This is a genomic window from Mesorhizobium waimense, assembly GCF_003601975.1.
Taxonomy (GTDB): domain Bacteria; phylum Pseudomonadota; class Alphaproteobacteria; order Rhizobiales; family Rhizobiaceae; genus Mesorhizobium; species Mesorhizobium waimense.
On the sequence record NZ_QZWZ01000002.1, the window covers coordinates 418,928 to 434,683 of the forward strand.

Annotated in this window: 18 protein-coding genes; 5 read left to right on the forward strand and 13 right to left on the reverse strand. The window is 62.4% G+C overall.

Features of this window, described 5'->3' with window-relative positions; all coding sequences use genetic code 11:
* Position 1: 1 nt before the first annotated feature.
* Complete coding sequence (locus D3227_RS43700; RefSeq protein WP_120013059.1) at positions 2 to 136, reverse strand: hypothetical protein; 135 nt, start codon at positions 134 to 136, stop codon at positions 2 to 4.
* Between the two features lie 331 nt (positions 137 to 467).
* Positions 468 to 653 carry a hypothetical protein gene (locus D3227_RS04540; protein ID WP_120013060.1) on the reverse strand — a complete coding sequence of 62 codons (186 nt, stop codon included), beginning with the start codon at positions 651 to 653 and terminating at the stop codon, positions 468 to 470.
* Between the two features lie 201 nt (positions 654 to 854).
* Here D3227_RS04540 and D3227_RS04545 point away from each other — a divergent pair, with 201 nt between their 5' ends.
* Positions 855 to 1,754 (forward strand): LysR substrate-binding domain-containing protein, encoded by a 900-nt coding sequence (locus D3227_RS04545; protein WP_120012881.1) that lies wholly within the window; start codon positions 855 to 857, stop codon positions 1,752 to 1,754.
* 265 nt (positions 1,755 to 2,019) lie between these two features.
* On the opposite strand, the gene D3227_RS04555 is transcribed toward D3227_RS04545, so the two are convergent.
* The 9 genes from D3227_RS04555 to D3227_RS04595 all read right to left on the reverse strand — a co-directional run bounded on the left by D3227_RS04555 (position 2,020) and on the right by D3227_RS04595 (position 10,359).
* Positions 2,020 to 3,000, reverse strand: a complete 981-nt coding sequence (locus D3227_RS04555) for an alpha/beta hydrolase fold domain-containing protein (protein ID WP_120012885.1) — start codon at positions 2,998 to 3,000, stop codon at positions 2,020 to 2,022.
* Positions 3,001 to 3,245: 245 nt separating this feature from the next.
* Positions 3,246 to 3,431: a hypothetical protein gene (locus tag D3227_RS04560; RefSeq protein WP_120013061.1), complete on the reverse strand. Its 186-nt coding sequence runs from the start codon at positions 3,429 to 3,431 to the stop codon at positions 3,246 to 3,248.
* A 188-nt stretch (positions 3,432 to 3,619) separates the two neighbouring features.
* A complete protein-coding gene (locus D3227_RS04565; RefSeq protein WP_120012887.1) occupies positions 3,620 to 5,749 on the reverse strand; it encodes an ASKHA domain-containing protein in 2,130 nt (709 codons plus the stop codon).
* On the reverse strand, positions 5,700 to 6,674 hold the full coding sequence (locus D3227_RS04570; RefSeq protein WP_006203333.1) for a methyltetrahydrofolate cobalamin methyltransferase: 975 nt from the start codon (positions 6,672 to 6,674) through the stop codon (positions 5,700 to 5,702). The genes D3227_RS04565 and D3227_RS04570 overlap by 50 nt, the downstream gene beginning before the upstream one ends.
* An 80-nt stretch (positions 6,675 to 6,754) precedes the next feature.
* Positions 6,755 to 7,846, reverse strand: a complete 1,092-nt coding sequence (locus tag D3227_RS04575; protein WP_120012889.1) for a methylenetetrahydrofolate reductase — start codon at positions 7,844 to 7,846, stop codon at positions 6,755 to 6,757.
* Positions 7,843 to 8,466, reverse strand: coding sequence for a methylenetetrahydrofolate reductase C-terminal domain-containing protein (locus D3227_RS04580; protein WP_120012891.1), 624 nt, complete (start codon positions 8,464 to 8,466; stop codon positions 7,843 to 7,845). The genes D3227_RS04575 and D3227_RS04580 overlap by 4 nt, the downstream gene beginning before the upstream one ends.
* Positions 8,459 to 8,761, reverse strand: a complete 303-nt coding sequence (locus D3227_RS04585) for a virulence factor (RefSeq protein ID WP_006203336.1) — start codon at positions 8,759 to 8,761, stop codon at positions 8,459 to 8,461. Before D3227_RS04585 ends, D3227_RS04580 begins: the two co-directional genes overlap by 8 nt.
* A 137-nt stretch (positions 8,762 to 8,898) precedes the next feature.
* Positions 8,899 to 9,681, reverse strand: coding sequence for a formyl transferase (locus tag D3227_RS04590; RefSeq protein WP_120012893.1), 783 nt, complete (start codon positions 9,679 to 9,681; stop codon positions 8,899 to 8,901).
* Positions 9,682 to 9,783: 102 nt separating this feature from the next.
* Complete coding sequence (locus D3227_RS04595; protein ID WP_120012896.1) at positions 9,784 to 10,359, reverse strand: DUF4893 domain-containing protein; 576 nt, start codon at positions 10,357 to 10,359, stop codon at positions 9,784 to 9,786.
* 123 nt (positions 10,360 to 10,482) lie between these two features.
* On the opposite strand from D3227_RS04595, the gene D3227_RS04600 reads away from it, so the two are divergent.
* A complete protein-coding gene (locus D3227_RS04600) occupies positions 10,483 to 11,400 on the forward strand; it encodes an NAD-dependent epimerase/dehydratase family protein (RefSeq protein ID WP_120012898.1) in 918 nt (305 codons plus the stop codon).
* A gap of 3 nt (positions 11,401 to 11,403) precedes the next feature.
* Here the strand turns inward: D3227_RS04600 and D3227_RS04605 are convergent, their stop codons facing one another.
* Positions 11,404 to 12,033 carry a DUF1638 domain-containing protein gene (locus tag D3227_RS04605; protein ID WP_120012899.1) on the reverse strand — a complete coding sequence of 210 codons (630 nt, stop codon included), beginning with the start codon at positions 12,031 to 12,033 and terminating at the stop codon, positions 11,404 to 11,406.
* A 65-nt stretch (positions 12,034 to 12,098) separates the two neighbouring features.
* On the opposite strand from D3227_RS04605, the gene D3227_RS04610 reads away from it, so the two are divergent.
* Positions 12,099 to 12,239 (forward strand): entericidin A/B family lipoprotein, encoded by a 141-nt coding sequence (locus tag D3227_RS04610; protein ID WP_006203340.1) that lies wholly within the window; start codon positions 12,099 to 12,101, stop codon positions 12,237 to 12,239.
* Between the two features lie 88 nt (positions 12,240 to 12,327).
* Here D3227_RS04610 and D3227_RS04615 read toward each other — a convergent pair whose 3' ends face one another.
* A complete protein-coding gene (locus D3227_RS04615) occupies positions 12,328 to 13,026 on the reverse strand; it encodes a corrinoid protein (protein ID WP_008876431.1) in 699 nt (232 codons plus the stop codon).
* A gap of 277 nt (positions 13,027 to 13,303) precedes the next feature.
* On the opposite strand from D3227_RS04615, the gene D3227_RS04620 reads away from it, so the two are divergent.
* The gene (locus D3227_RS04620; RefSeq protein WP_120012901.1) at positions 13,304 to 14,878 is read left to right on the forward strand and encodes a trimethylamine methyltransferase family protein; all 1,575 of its coding nucleotides are present in this window, start codon (positions 13,304 to 13,306) and stop codon (positions 14,876 to 14,878) included.
* 96 nt (positions 14,879 to 14,974) lie between these two features.
* Positions 14,975 to 15,655: a 4Fe-4S dicluster domain-containing protein gene (locus D3227_RS04625; RefSeq protein WP_120012903.1), complete on the forward strand. Its 681-nt coding sequence runs from the start codon at positions 14,975 to 14,977 to the stop codon at positions 15,653 to 15,655.
* Positions 15,656 to 15,756: the final 101 nt, after the last annotated feature.

The following is a 15,756-nucleotide window of genomic DNA, read 5'->3' on the forward strand; positions in this document are numbered from 1 at the left end:
CTCAGGCGACGAAGCCGAGGCGCGCCGCATTCATGGCGCCGGTCTGGCCAGGCATGGTCTTGGAAAGACGCTGGCGCTCGAGAGCGGTCGTCAGGTTCATCTCGCGGCGGGCGAAGAGGCGGGCAAAAAGCTTCATGTTCATCTCCATTCGGTTGCTCAGACGGGTCGCCTTCGCTTGATGGAGTGGGGCAGCTCGTTTGCTGGCGGTGATATAAGCTTGTGTGAGCGAAAACTAAATCACAAAAGCGAAGCGCTTGATATGAAAAGCGACATCGATTGCGACATTGTTGGGCAGTCTGCCCAGAATTTACGATTATTTACAGTGCGTTAATTCGAAAAATGGGCTGCTATGCAGTTGGCTCATATGCGTCATGCAGCGGCGGCATGGCTTGCAGAAATCATTTGAATGCAAATAAAAAGGCCTGCCGGATCTCTGCGGCAGGCCTTCAGACTTTGATACACACGATTTACTTCGCTCCAGCCCAGGATCCAACGCCGTTGCGTGCACCGGTTCTGGTGTCGGCGGCTTCGGGCCAGCCGATGTCCTTCTGCAGTTCGATCGGCAGCGAGCGGATGGCGCGTTCGGTTTGGTAGCGGGCGCGGGCTGCGCTGAATTCGGTCGCGAGGCGACCAATGGATGACAGGATAGACATTTCATTCTCCTTTATGTTGGGGCCGTGACGGGCCGGCATGTTTCAACTTCATTTCATGTCGATGCAGGTCTGCGTGGTGGTCGTTTCGTGACCGCTTTCGATGCCTGCTGCTTCGATGGAGTTGACTATCCTCCCAAACTGATGTTCAATCAAACGAAATGGAATGATCGTTCACATCAGAAAAATTGAAGGTCGATCCCGATGAACGCCCCACTCAATCATCCACTGCCGCTGCTCGATCTCGATGTCCTGCGCACGTTCGTGGCCATTGCCGAGACCGGTAGCTTCACCACGGCCGCCAATGCGGTGTTCCGCACCCCCTCGGCCGTCTCCATGCAGATCAAGAAGCTCGAGGACATTCTCGGCCGCTCCGTATTCGCGCGCGACGCGCGCTCGGTGACGCTGACCACGGATGGCGAGATGCTGCTCGGCTATGCGCGCCGGCTGTTGTCGATCAACCGCGAGGTGGTGTCGAAGTTCATCATCCCAGACATTGTCGGCGTGGTGCGGCTGGGCTCGCCGGACGATTATGGCGAGCGCGTGCTGCCGCATGTGCTGAAGCGTTTCGCGCAGTCGCATCCGTCGATCGCCGTCGACGTCACCATCGACCAGAGCGTCAACCTGCGCCGGCGCATGGACGACCGCGCACTCGACATCACGCTGCTCACCAACTCCTACAAGACCAGCGCGCTCGGTGCCGAGGTCCTGCTCACCGAACCGATCGTCTGGGCCGGCGCCAAGGGTGGCTGCGCGCATCTGCGCGAGCCACTGCCGGTTTCGCTGTGGGAGGAGGGCTGTGCATGGCGGGCAGGGGCGCTCGAGGCGCTTGGCCGCGAGGGCCGCAACTACCGCATTGCCTATATGAGCGCGCATACGGCCGGCCAGCGCGCCGCCATCATGTCCGATCTGGCGGTGGCGCCGCTGCCAAAATCCTTCCTCGGCAACGACATGGTCGAGCTTTGCCCGAAGGACGGCATGCCGGATATCGGCACCTACAATCTCGCCATGGTGGTGGCGCCGGATGCCAGTGCGCCGGTCAAGGCCGTTGCCGACCATATCCGCGCGACTTTCGAAGTGTTCAGGGAAACCGGTAAGTTCTGACGAGCCAGGACGTGAACCGTGTTTCAGTTTAGCGATCTTATCACGTTCGCGAAGCCGATTGATGTTCTGGTCGCAATCGTAGGCGACGTGGGTTGGTGCGGGACGCCAGTGGTCGTCCTGACCACCGATCATATTTTGAGTGTGCTCCGACGGTTCCAGGCAGGAGAACTCACTGCCGCGGACGTGGAGGCATGGGCGGACCTGATCGAATGCAGGGAGACATCGACTACCAGCCAGAACGAGATGAAGAAATACCGGAAGCGATCTATGTGCTGGCCAATCCGGTCTTGAATGGATTGCTTGATGAAGCTTTGACTGACCAGGTGATCGCTTCGCTCTTGCCCTGACGGGTGGTTTTGTCGCTGCTCAGAAAAGCGACGATGAGTTCGCGCGCCCGCCGCGCTTCGGGCATCTCGATCAGCGGCCAGACGTGGAACATGCCTTCCTCGTATACGACCTCGACCTCGACGCCGGCGGCACGCGCCTTCTCGGCGAAGATCAAATTATCGGGGCTGAGCAGGTCGTGCGAGCCGGTCAGGAGCAGCGTTTTCGGCAAGACCGAGAGGTCGCCGTAAAGCGGGCTGATATGCCAGTCGCTGCGATCGAACCCGGCGCTGTAGAGCCGGACTGCCTCCATCCCGCCCGAAATGCCGAGCCAGGGATCGTTGCGCTCGGCCTCGAACACTTCGGGGTTGGAGAGCGACATGTCGAGCCCGGGCGAGATCAGCACGTGGCGCGAGGGCAGGGGAAGGCTGTCCTGCGCGGCCATCATGGTCAGCACCACGGCCATGTTGCCGCCGGCGGAATCGCCCATGAAGACGATGTCCCCGGCGTTGGTCTCGTCCAGCATCCGCCGGTAAACGTCGCCGACCATGCCGAACATGGCGTGGAAATCGTGCTCGGGTGCGATGGGGTAAATCGGCACGGTGATGCCATAACCCAGCCGCTCAGCCATCTCGGCGATCAGCCCCCAATGGTAGGAGGTGATCTGGAAGACATAAGCGCCGCCATGCAAATAGAGGATGCGCTTGTGCTCGCCGGCCTTGGGCGCGATCTCATAGACGGGGAAGCCATTGACGCTGCGCTCGGCAATGTCGAGGCGGTGGCGCAGCGACGCCGGCGGATGGTGGTCTTCGGTCTTGCGCGCATAGGCAATCCAGCGCTGCAGGTTTTCCGGACTGGAAAAAGCCTGCTTGCGGCTATGCCTGAGGACAAAAGAAACGACGTGGCTTTTGAAACTGGGCATGCGGATACACGGACTTCGGCCGGAGCCGACTAAGAGAAATCCCCCACGCTTTCGAACATCGTATCTGCGCGAAAAATGTCAAGATTTGCGCCGGGAACAACACGGTGGTGTGATCCGATTGCCAGTCCGCGGCAGTGCTCACCGCCGCGGCAGCAGCGCGGCGCGCAGCTTGTTGTTGCTGGCCGCCGAGGCCGAAGGACGACCCCGGCGGGTGCCGAGCAATTTGCATTTGTCGGCGAAGCTCATCAGCGCGCCGAACCCAGGAGCAGGGCCGAAAGGGTGGCCTGCGCGTCATTGCGCGGCGAGACCGGCCAGCCGATGTCCTTCTGGAGTTCGGGCGGCAGGCTGTTCAGAGCTCGGATCGACTTGCTCCTGCTGTGTGCATGCTTGATGGCCGTGCCATAGCGGCCGAGGCTTTCGAACATCGACATCTTCATCTCCCTTAGAGCGTTGCGGCGGCTGAAAGACATTTCCTGCCTGCCGTTCGATGCCGGTTGTATGCCCCGTGCGTGTATCTGGTGGATTTCACGAAAATGGCGGTTTGTTTCAGATCGAGCTGATCTGGAAACATTCGCATGCAAATGAAATTGAACGAACCTGCCAGCTTAAGGCAGGCGGCCTATTCCCGCCCGCGCCGTGCAGCGTGGCCTTCGCGTGAGCGCCGGCGTGGCGTGGCGTCGCCGGCAATGCCGTCCTCGCTCACCGTCTTGCGCGGTGGCAGCTTGACCGCCGCCGACAGCTTCGGGAACGGGTCGACCTTGTTCGGCAGCGCCATGGCGTAAACGAAATGCTCCTGGAATTTCGGCTCCAGCGCGGTCTCAATCTTCTCGATGCGGCTCACCGTTTCCTCGATCTCGCGGCGATAGCCGCGGTTGAGCAGCGCCATGCGCGCACCGGCGCCGGCGGCATTGCCGACGGCCGAAACCTTGTCGAGGTCGCAGTCGGGGATCAGGCCCAGCACCATGGCGTATTTCGGATCGATGAAGGAGCCGAAGGCGCCGGCGAAATGGATGCGGTCGACATGGTCGGCGTTCTGCTTTTCCATCAACAGCTTGGTGCCGGCATAGAGCGCCGCCTTGGCGAGTTGGATGGCGCGCACGTCGGTCTGGGTGATGGTGATCTTGGGTTCGCCTTCCTTCAGCACGTAGGAGAACGTGCGGCCATTGGCGACGACACGCGGCGAGCGCGCACCCAGCGACCCGTCGACGACGCCGTCCTCGGAGATGATGCCGGCGAGATACATCTCGGCCACCACTTCAATGATGCCGGAGCCGCATATGCCGGTGACTCCGGTCGCCTGCACGCTGTCGAGGAAGCCGGGTTCGTCGGACCACAGTTCCGAGCCGATGACGCGGTATTTTGGTTCCAGCGTGTCGGGATCGATGCGCACGCGCTCGATGGCGCCGGGCGCGGCGCGCTGGCCTCCGGAGATTTCCGCGCCTTCGAAGGCCGGGCCGGTGGGCGAGGAGGCCGCCACGACGCGGGTCTTGTTGCCGAGCACGATCTCGGCATTGGTGCCGACATCGACGATCAGCATCATCTCGTCCTGGCGGTGCGGGCCTTCCGACAGCGTCACCGCCGCCGCATCGGCGCCGACATGGCCCGCGATGCAGGGCAGCATATAGAGACGCGCGCCCTGATTGAGCTTCAGGCCGATATCCGACGCCTTGATGCGCACCGCGCCGGAGACGGCCAGCGCAAAGGGCGCGCCGCCGAGCTCGGTCGGATCGATGCCGAGGAACAGATGATGCATAATCGGATTGCCGACGAAGACAGAATCCAGGATGTCGCCGCGCTGCACATTGCCTTCGGCGCAGACCTTGTCGACAAGGCCGGAGATCGCCTCGCGCACCGCCACCGTCATGCCTTCGCGGCCGTCCGGGTTCATCATCACATAGGAGACGCGGCTCATCAGATCCTCGCCGAAGCGGATCTGCGGGTTCGAGGTGCCCGACGAGGCGGCAACGCGGCCCGACAGCAGCGACACAAGATGCATGGCGATCGTGGTCGAGCCGATATCGCAGGCGAGCCCATAGGCCTCGTTCTTGAGGCCGGGCCACAGCGCGATGACGCGCGCGGTCTCAGAGTCGGCGTCCTTGTGGATGGCGGCAGTCGCGGTCCAGTTGCCCTTGCGCAAAATGCCCTGCACCTGCGGTAGCAGGTAGAAATCGAAGTCCAGGCTCTTGAGACCCCAGTCCTTCATCAAAGCGATCTTGAGGCGGTCGAGATCGCCGAGCGGCTTGTGCATGTCGGGCTCTTCGATCTCGACATAGCACATCCGGATCGCCGAATCGCGGGCGATCACCCTGGTGTCGGCATCCTTGCGGATGGTCTGCGCATTGATGACCGTGTCTTGCGGCACGTCGATGACGAGGTCGCCGAGGATCTGCGCCGAGCAGGACAGGCGGCGCCGTTCGGGCAGGCCGCGGACGCGCTCGTAGCGCTCCTCCTTGGCGCCCTTCGGCGAGATGTGTTCATTGGAGGAGGTGATCTTGTGCTTGGCGAAATTGCCTTCCTGCACCTCGATCTGGCAGCGCCCGCAGGTGGCGCGACCGCCGCACACGCTCTCGACATAGACACCGAGCTGGCGCGCGGCATCAAGCACCGGCGTGCCGACCGGAAACCGCCCGCGCTTGCCGGACGGCATGAACAGCACGAGCGGATCGGTGATGTTGGCAGGCGAGTTCACGATTGCGCGCTTATCCCCTGGCCATGCGGGCTTCACGGCCGCCGCGGCGACGTCCGCCATTGCCGCCGCCTTCGCCCGGCGCGTTGACCGCGGTGGGCGCTGCGACCGCCTGGCCGCCTTCGGCCGGCTTGTAGTCCTTGTAGGTCCTGATCCAGTTGGTGCAATTCTCGTCGGTGCCGTTGAGCACATTGGCGCCGCGCACGGCTTCCATTTCCTGCGGGCGCACCGGGTTCATGATCGCCGAGGTCATGCCGGCGCCGATCACCATCGGAATAAAGGCGGCGTTGATGCCGTGGCGGTGCGGCAGGCCGAAGGAGATGTTGGAGAGGCCGCAGGTGGTGTTGACCTTGAGCTCTTCGCGCAGTCGCCGCAGCAGCGCGAACACCTGGCGGCCGGCATCGCCCAGTGCGCCGATCGGCATGACCAGCGGATCGACGACGACGTCATGCGCCGGAATGCCGAAATCGGCGCATCGCTGCACGATCTTCTTGGCGACGGCGAAGCGCACATCGGGGTCCATCGAGATGCCGGTTTCGTCATTGGAGATCGCGACGACCGGGACGTTGTATTTTTTGACCAGCGGCAGGATGGCTTCGAGCTTTTCTTCCTCGCCGGTGACGGAATTGACCAGCGGCCGGCCCTTGGCCACTTTCAGCGCGGCTTCGATCGCAGCGGTCACCGAAGAGTCGATCGACAGCGGCAGGTCGACCAGGCCCTGCACGATCTCCAGCGTCTGCACCAGGAGGCCGGGTTCGGTCTCATTCGGGTTGACCGAGGTTACGCCGGCATTGACGTCGAGCATGGTGGCGCCGCAGGCGGCCTGTTCCAGCGCGTCCTTGATGACGGTCTCGAAATTGCCGACCACCATCTCGGCGGCCAGCTTCTTGCGGCCGGTCGGGTTGATGCGCTCGCCGATGACGCAGAAGGGCTGGTCGAAGCCGATGATGATTTCTCGTGTCGCCGAGGCGACGATGGTGCGGGTCATGAAATCTCTCCGTCATGATATAAAGAGTTCTTTATATCGTTATCTGATTTCGTTCAAGCGAATGGTGACCGTTGGCGCCGTCAATGCGCCGTCTTCACCATATCCACCTGGGTTTCGGTAATCTCGTCGTGCAGTATGTGGCCGAGCCGGTCGGCGACCATCTGGTCGTCGCGGCGGATTTCGCGCTTCCATGGCTGGCGGCCCTTGAGCACGCCCGATTCATCGACAATCTCGGCGACATATTCCTCCTGGCGGTAGGCCATCACATGGACGCCGGAAATGCCGGGAATTTCCTTCACCTCGTTGATGATGTCGATGCAGAGCTGCTTGCCTTCCTTTTTCTGGTCCTGCGCGCCTTCCAGGCGCTTGATAATCGCGTCGGGGATATGGATGCCCGGTACGTTGTTGCGGATCCACTTGGCCGTCTTGGCCGAGGCCAGCGGCCCGACGCCACACAGGGTGAATACCTTTTCGGTGTGGCCGAGATCGCGCGCCTTCTGCATGAAGTTTTTGAACATCGGCACGTCGAAGCAGTACTGCGTCTGCACGAACTGCGCCCCGGCGGCGATCTTCTTGCCGAGATGGATCGGACGGAAGTCGAAGGGCGGGGCGAACGGATTGACGGCGGCGCCGAGGAAGATCTGCGGCGGTGTCGTCAGCTTGCGGCCGGACAGGAACTTGCCGTTGTCGCGCATGATGCGGCAGGTCTCGAGCAGCGACATGGAATCGAGGTCGAAGACCGGCTTGGCGCCGGGCTGGTCGCCGGCCTGCACTCCGTCGCCGGTCAGGCACAGCATGTTGGCGACGCCCATCGCCGCCCCGCCCAGCACGTCGCCCTGGATGGCGATGCGGTTCTTGTCGCGGCAGGCGATCTGCATGATCGGCGCGTAGCCCATGCGCGTCAGCAGCGCACAGATGCCGACCGAGGACATATGGCAGTTGGCGCCCGATGCATCGACGGCATTGATGGCGTCGACCCAGCCGTCGAAGATCTTGGCGCGGTTGTAGACATCTTCCGGATCGGCGCTGTCCGGCGGGTTGAGTTCGGTCGTCACCGCGAACTCGCCGCGCCGCAGCACGCGCTCCAGGCGGCCGCGCGAAGAGTGGCCGGGCAGGGGATCGAGCGGCAGGTGGATGCCGGCCGGGTTCTCGTCGCGCTGGTGGGCGATCATGCCGAGGCTCCGGTCTTGGGCGCCTGGGCGGCTTCACGCGCGGTTGCCGCCTGTGCGGTCACCCGCAGCCAGGCGGACGTTTCGCGCAGCGACTGGTCGACGGGCTTCTGCACGTCAAGGATCTTGTCGCCATGCACCATGTTCTGCGAGCCTTCCCAGGCCTTGACCCAGACGCAGGGCATATCGGGCTCGACCTCGCAATTGCCGTTGGCGCGCACGCCGCCGCAAGGGCCGTTGCGCAACTGCTTCGGGCAGTTCATCGGGCAGGACATGCCGGTCGAGGACAATACGCACTGGCCGCACATGCGGCAGTCGAACATGAAACCCTTGACGCGCTTTTCGACGAACTTGATCGGGGCTTCGACGCGGCCGTAGCCGATGCCCTTCCACAGCGGATGCAGCAGCAGGAACATGTCGGCGAAGCGGGAATAGAACCATTCGAGCAGGCGTGAATGGCGGATCGACCACAGCCGCACCGCAAACGAGCGCTGCACGCGCCGCTGCGGCGATACGTCGGCCGGCTTGTAGTCGGATTTCGGCGCTGCCTTCTTGACCAGGGTGGCCTGGGTAACCGGCTGGATGACCCCTGGGCCATCCTTGACAGGAACGGTTTCAGACATGTTCTTTCCCGCCCGCCTTGACCAGAGCGACCAGCCGCTCGCGGTCATATTTCGCATCGAGCTCCTGAAAAGCCTTTTCGACCTCGGCTTCAAGATCATCGCCGACCGGTACTGGATCGGCCTTGCGCCATTCAGCCAGGTAATCGTCGGTGCCGCCGGCGCCGGTGCGCATGGCACACATGTCGATCGCCTCGGTGAAACGCAGCGGCAGTTCGCGCTTGGCGTTCTGCCGTCCCTTCTTGACGATGACCTGGGCGGGGATGTCGCGCCAGTACACGACGATCAGATCGGCCATGAAATTCTCACTCCTCTAAGCATCGAGCATTGCCGCATGCGCATGGGGGCTGCTTGTTATGGGACGACGCGCGCGCATTCAAAAGCGACGCTATTGAATGCCGCAGAGGAAAGGCGAAATTCTTGGCAGTGATGTGGCTACCAGACTCGCTTGGTCAGGCCGGTCCATAGATAGAACCAGATCGTCGGGTGGTACCATTGCTTTGAGGGCAGATCCGGATCTGACGTGGCAAGTTTCCCCGCCAGTTTATCGCCGAGCGCCTCGACGCAGATGTCGCGCGAGAGCGCCGCCTGGCGCAGCGCATAGCTCGAGATGGTGTCGCCCGGCTCCGGCCTGCCGCGCGCCTGTCTTAGCACGCCGCCGGTGTCGACGCCGGCATCGACCAGATGCACGGTCGAGCCGAAATTTTGCGCATCGCCCGAGGCCAGAGCCCAGTAGCCGCCATTCATGCCGCGATATTTCGGGGCGATGCCGGCATGATAGTTGAGAACCGGGCAAGGTATCTTCGCCAGCGTCTGCCTGGACAATAGGCGGCAGCCGGCAAGCAGCACCACACCCGGCTGGAGGTCCGTGATCGCCTGCAGGCATTCCGGCGCGTTTGCCGACGGAACGTTGATAATCTTCTGGCCCGGCTTCGGCTCGGTCTGAAGCTTCTGGTCGGCAATCAATCGCGCCGCATGGCTGGCGAAAAAACGCTTGCCGAGCCGCGTCAGCACCATCGTGCCGAGTTGACCGATGGCCGAGATCCAGCCCTGGCGGCGGGCGCGTCCAAGCAGCAATCGCTTTTTGGATTCAGGTCTTTCGAGGACTACGCTGACAGAGCCAAGCCGCTCGGCTATGGCGTTGACGATGGCCCAGATATGCGGTCCGCCTTCGGTGACGACGACGATCGGCCGTGGGTTTGCTTTCGACGATTCCATGGTTTTTGACGTGCCTGGGGATGACCTGCTATCGGCAGCAGGATGCTAGGCCGTCCGGGTTAATCCTTGGTGATCGGCACGCCGCCACAGGCGCGCCGCCGATCAACGCTTGAATTCCATGATGTCGAGCTTCGATTCGTAATAAGGCGCCGGGAATTCGATGCGCCATTCGCTGGCGCTGTTGCGGAAGGCATAGCCGACCTGGTCGCTTTGCGGACCGCTGCCATAAGGCTTTGCTGGATCCTCGTTGACGGTGAAGGAGCCGAGATAGATGGCGCGCTTCTCGCCGTCATCGAAGAAGCGGCCCTTGGTGCGCTGCGAACCGCTCACCTTTTCCAGCCGCCAGCCGGAGCCGTCATCGCTCACCTTGCAGTTGAACCATCCATAGATGACGAGGGGGCTCAGCCCGCCGGCCTTGATGGTGCGGCACTTCCAGTTGCCGGTCAGGTCCTTGTCGGAAAAGGCTACAAGCTGCTTTGCCAGCAGTGCGTCGAGCTGCTTGACCTCGGCGGGGTCGCCAGCCTTGGCCTCATCGAGGGCTGCCTTGCGCGTCTCGCCATATTTGTCGAGCCGCGCCTTGTCGCCGGGCGTGATCAATTTCTGTACCTCGCCGTCGGCGTAAGCCGGCAGGGCAAAGCAAACGAGGCCGAGCGCGACAAGCAGGAGGCGAGGGGTCATTGATGCGTTTCCCGGTTTGATGGCTGGAACAGCCTGTTTTTGCTTCTGGCGCACAACTTACCCGTTCGCGGTGACCTGTCATCCGTGCTTAACAGCATCGGGTCGAAAATGACGGTTTGATCGATGCGGATCTTGCTCACGGGATCGTCGGGCTGGCTGGGCAGCGCGCTGGCGCCGCGCTTGCGCAGCCTTGGCCATGAGGTGATCGGCCTTGATCCTGCTCCTTCAGTGCAGACGCAGGTGGTCGGTTCGGTTGCCGACCGCGACCTGGTCATGCGGACGGTCGCAGACAATGGCATCGAAGCCATCATCCACGGCGGCGCGCTGCACAAGCCGAACATCGAGCACAATCGCAACGAGGATTTCGTCGAGACGAACGTGCGCGGCACACTCAGCCTGCTCGATGCAGCGGTAGCCTTCGGCGTCCAACGCTTCGTCTTCACCTCGACGACGTCGCTGATGATCTCCCAGGCGATACGCGCCGGCTTTACCGGAGGCGCGCGCAGGGCCGCCTGGCTGACCGAGGAGATGTCGCCCGAGCCGCGCAACATCTACGGCGTCACCAAGCTTTCGGCCGAACATCTGTGCCGGCTCTACCATATAGAGCACGGCCTACCTGTCATCGTGCTGCGCACCGCGCGGTTCTTTCCCGAGGCCGACGATATGGCGCATGCGATTGAGCAGTCGGATGCCAACACCAAGGCCAATGAGCTGTTGTTTCGCCGGCTGACCGTGGAAGACGCGGCAGAGGCCCATGTCGCGGCGCTGGAAAAGGTACCGCAGCTTGGCTTCGACATTTTCATCGTCTCGGCGCCGACGCCGTTCCGTCCCGAGGATTGCGAAGCGCTGATTGCAGACGCGCCATCCGTCGTCGTGCGCTATTTCCCGGACTATCCGGCGCTCTATGCGCGAAAGGGCTGGACGATGTTTTCGTCGATCGATCGCGTCTATGACGCCTCGCGGGCGAGGGAGAGGCTAGGCTTTGTCTGCAAGACGGGTTTTGCCGATGTGCTCGCCGCGCTGGCAGCGGAAGCAACCTGATCCTCAGGCGTGCGCGGCAGCGCTGGCCAACTCGGTCGTCAGATCGCCATAGCCGGTCGAGCGACGCTCATAGGCAAGGCCGAGCATCTTGGCGGCTTTTTCGGCAACCTTGTCGAGTTCGGGATCGTCGGTCTGGGCGATGTAGACCAGCTTCTCGTAATTGCCGAAATAGTCCTTGATCAGCTCGGGGTGCTTGTCGAGGCCGAGCGGCTTCATGAAGAAGGCGTCGAACTGCCGGCACAGGAAGTCGGTCATGTAGAACGACATCATGTCGTCGTCGGCGACTTTCGCATAGGCGTCCATGCCCTGATAGAAGGCGAAACAGTGCGGCCCGGCCATGCGCTCGACGCCGTGCTTCTCGCAGATACGGTCGAGCAGGCCACCAGTGCCGCAATCGGCATAGCCGACGAAAATGTGTTCGTAGCCGTCGGCCTTGGCCTGCTCGATCGCCTTGTCCATGGCCGGCGGGATGCGGTCCGGATAGAAATGGAACTCCGCCGGCAGGCAGGTCAAGTCGAGGTGATCCAGTTTGAGCTGTTCCTTGACGGCCAAAACTTCGCGCGCAATCATCCCGCAGGCGATGACGAGCAGCCTGTCCGTTTGATTCGGTTTCGTTTTTTGTGTCCTGGCCATGGAACCAGTCGAGCCGGCCTTTCGTTGCTGTGGGGCTAATTTATCTATTGAGGGAGACACCGTCCATGAAACTGCTACGCATCGCGCCGATTGCCATCCTTGCCTGCGCCCTGGCCCTTACGGCATGCGCGAACACCGTCCGTGGCGTCGGCAAGGATATCAAGTCCACGGCCAAGGCTGTTGACGACACCGTCACCAAACCCTGATCCGCGCCCAGCCTTCTTCATAATCTGGGAACAAAAAAGCCGCGCTGCAAGGCGCGGCTTTCTCCATTGTCCGCGCCGGATTGGGCGATCAGGCCGAAGCCCGCACATTGTGCTTGCGCTTCATGAAGTCCTTGGCGGTCTCCACCGCCACCGCTGCGTCGCGGCAATAGGCGTCGGCGCCGACAGCCTTGCCGAATTCCTCGTTGAGCGGCGCGCCGCCGACGAGAACGACATAGTCGTCGCGAATGCCCTTTTCCTTCATCGTGTCGATGACGACCTTCATGTAGGGCATGGTGGTGGTCAAAAGCGCCGACATGCCGATGATGTCGGGCTGGTGCTGCTCGATGGCGTCGAGATATTTCTCGACCGCATTGTTGATGCCGAGGTCGATGACGTCGAAGCCAGCGCCTTCCATCATCATGCCGACGAGGTTCTTGCCGATGTCGTGGATGTCGCCCTTGACGGTGCCGATCACCATCTTGCCCTGCTTCGGCGCGCCGGTGGCGGCAAGCAGCGGACGCAGGATGAACATCCCGGCCTTCATCGCGTTGGCGGACAAAAGCACTTCCGGAACGAACAGGATGCCGTCGCGAAAATCCTCGCCGACGATGCGCATGCCCTCGACCAGCGCCTCGGTCAGCACCTTGTAGGGCGCCCAGCCGCGCTCGAGCAGGATCTGGGTGCCTTCCTCGATCTCTTCCTTCAACCCGTCATAAAGGTCGTCGTGCATCTGCTGCACCAACTCGTCGTCGGAAAGCTCGGAAAGGATGATCTCGTCGTCGGCCATTTTTCGATCCAGCTCCTCACGGCATCGCGACTGCGTCGCAAGGCACAACATATTTGCGTCCATACCTAACCCGCTAGGGGCGGGTATCCATAGCTGATTTGCGACTTCCCGCAAAAGGAAAGCGACCGCAAATCTATTGGAATTCTTGTCGATTTTGCGACAGGCGTTGGCGCTGGCTGGCCGTTTCGAATAGGGTGCATGGCTACGATCCGGGCAGGAGCGGCAAGATGCGGCCGCAGCGGATTTCAGACAAGAACAGATTCAGGGAAGAACCACCATGAGCGAACACGCGGCAGTCGACCAGGAAGCGTCAAACGCGCGCCGCGGGCGCGGCGCCAGCGGCGGAGCGGCTGCCCGGCGGGCGGCGCGCTCGGGCGGCGGCCCAGGCACCCAGCTCACCTATATCAAGCGCAAGATCAACGTCTATGAGGTGCTGGACGAGGAAGGCCTGGCGCTGATCGAGAAGAACACCGACACGGTGCTGGAAGAGATCGGCATCATTTTTCGCGATGACGCCGAAGCCCTGCAGCTCTGGAAAGAGGCAGGGGCCGACGTCAAGGGCGAGCGCGTGCATTTCCCCAAGGGTCTTTGCCGCTCGCTGCTCAAGACCGCGCCATCGATCTACACCCAGCATGCCCGCAATCCCGAGCGCTCGGTACAGATCGGCGGCAATGCCACCGTCTTCGCGCCGGTCTACGGGCCGCCCTTCGTGCGTGACCTCGACGGCAACCGCCGCTATGCGACGATCGAGGATTTCCAGAATTTCGTGAAGCTCGCCTATATGGCGCCGTCGATCCACCATTCGGGCGGCACGGTGTGCGAGCCGGTCGACGTGCCGGTCAACAAGCGCCATCTCGACATGGTCTACAGCCACATCAAATATTCGGACAAGCCGTTCATGGGCTCCGTCACGGCGCCGGAGCGGGCCGAAGACACGGTAGCCATGGCCAAGATCGTGTTCGGCGACGATTTCGTTGAGAACAACACGGTGCTGACCAGCCTGATCAACGCCAACTCACCGATGGTGTTCGACGAAACGATGCTCGGCGCGCTGAAAGTCTATTCGCGCCACAACCAGGCCTGCATCGTCACGCCCTTCATCCTCGCCGGCGCGATGAGCCCGGTGACGGTCGCAGGCACGCTGACGCAGGTGTTGGCCGAGGTGCTGGCCGGCGCCTCGTTCACGCAGCTGATCCGTCCCGGTGCGCCGGTGCTGTTCGGAACCTTCGCCTCGTCGATCTCGATGCAGTCGGGCGCGCCGACCTTCGGCACGCCGGAGCCGTCGCTGGTGTCCTATGGTGCCGCGCAGCTCGCGCGCCGGCTCGGCCTGCCGTTCCGCACCGGCGGCTCGCTCTGCGCCTCGAAGATTCCGGACGCGCAGGCTGCCTATGAAAGCGCCAACACGCTGAATTCGACCATTCTTGCCGGCACCAACTTTGTCCTCCACTCGGCCGGTTGGTTGGAGGGTGGGCTGGCGTCCTGCTACGAGAAATTCATGATGGACATCGACCAGCTCGGCATGACGCAGAAGTTTTCCGAGGGCGTCGACCTGTCCGAGAACGGCCAGGCGATGGACGCCATCCGCCAGGTCGGTCCGGGCAGCCACTATCTCGGCTGCGACCACACGCAGGCCAATTTCCAGACGGCATTCTACCGCTCCAGCATCGCCGACAACAATTCCTATGAGCAGTGGCTGGCCGAGGGCCAGAAGACCGCGCCGCAGCGCGCCAACGACCTCGCCCGCCGCTGGCTGGAGACCTATGAGGCGCCGCATCTCGATCAGGGCATCGACGATGGGCTGAAGGACTTCATCGCCAAGAAGAAGGGGTCGATGCCCGACGCCTTCACCTGAAAGGAGCCCGAGTCAGGCGGGGCTAAAGTCGCCAACATCATCCACAAGGAAGTCTGGCGGAGCGCCTTCTCCGACCCGGACAAGAAGGGATGATGTTTGCGTGGAACGATCGAAAGCATCGTATCGGCGCTGGCGCGTGACGGTCTGATCCTGCGCGGCGGGTTCATCTTCGCCGATGGCGAGGAGGCCGCTTTTGGTCCTACAGGCCTGCCGGCCAAATCTGTCCTGCTGGTGGGGCAGGCGGGTGCCGCGCCGTGGCCGCATTTCCTGCGCTGGCGGGAGAAGCAACCGCTGGCCTTGACCAATCTGCTCGACACCTGGTCGCGGCAAGTGATCGGCGCGGTTGCGGAGACTGTCGACGCGCGTGCCGTCTCGCCTTCCGACCGGCCCTATCTGCCGTTCCAGCAATGGGCGATGCGGGCGGAGGCTTTAAAACCGTCACCGCTCGGCATTCTCATGCATCTGCGCTACGGGCTTTGGCATGCCTATCGCGGTGCGCTGCTGTTCGAGGATGAGATCGCGCTTCCGGAAGCTCACGAAGCGATACACCTTTGCGATGCATGTGTCGAAAAGCCTTGCCTGAAATCCTGTCCGGTCGAGGGCTATTCCCTGGATGGCTTTGCCCATCAGGCTTGTCTTGCGCATGTGCGGGGCGCGAATGGCGAACCGTGCCGTAGCGGCGGTTGCCTCGACCGCAACGCCTGTCCCTACGGCACGGCCTATCGCTACCCCGCAGAGGTGCAGGCCTTTCACATGGCAAGTTTCGCGGGCCTCTAGTTCAGTCCCAATGCCGCACGAAATCTTGAATGGGACGGCCAGCTTATGACTTGCCGTGAAGGTCGACGCGGATATGTATCGCGCAACAAAGGCAACGGAGT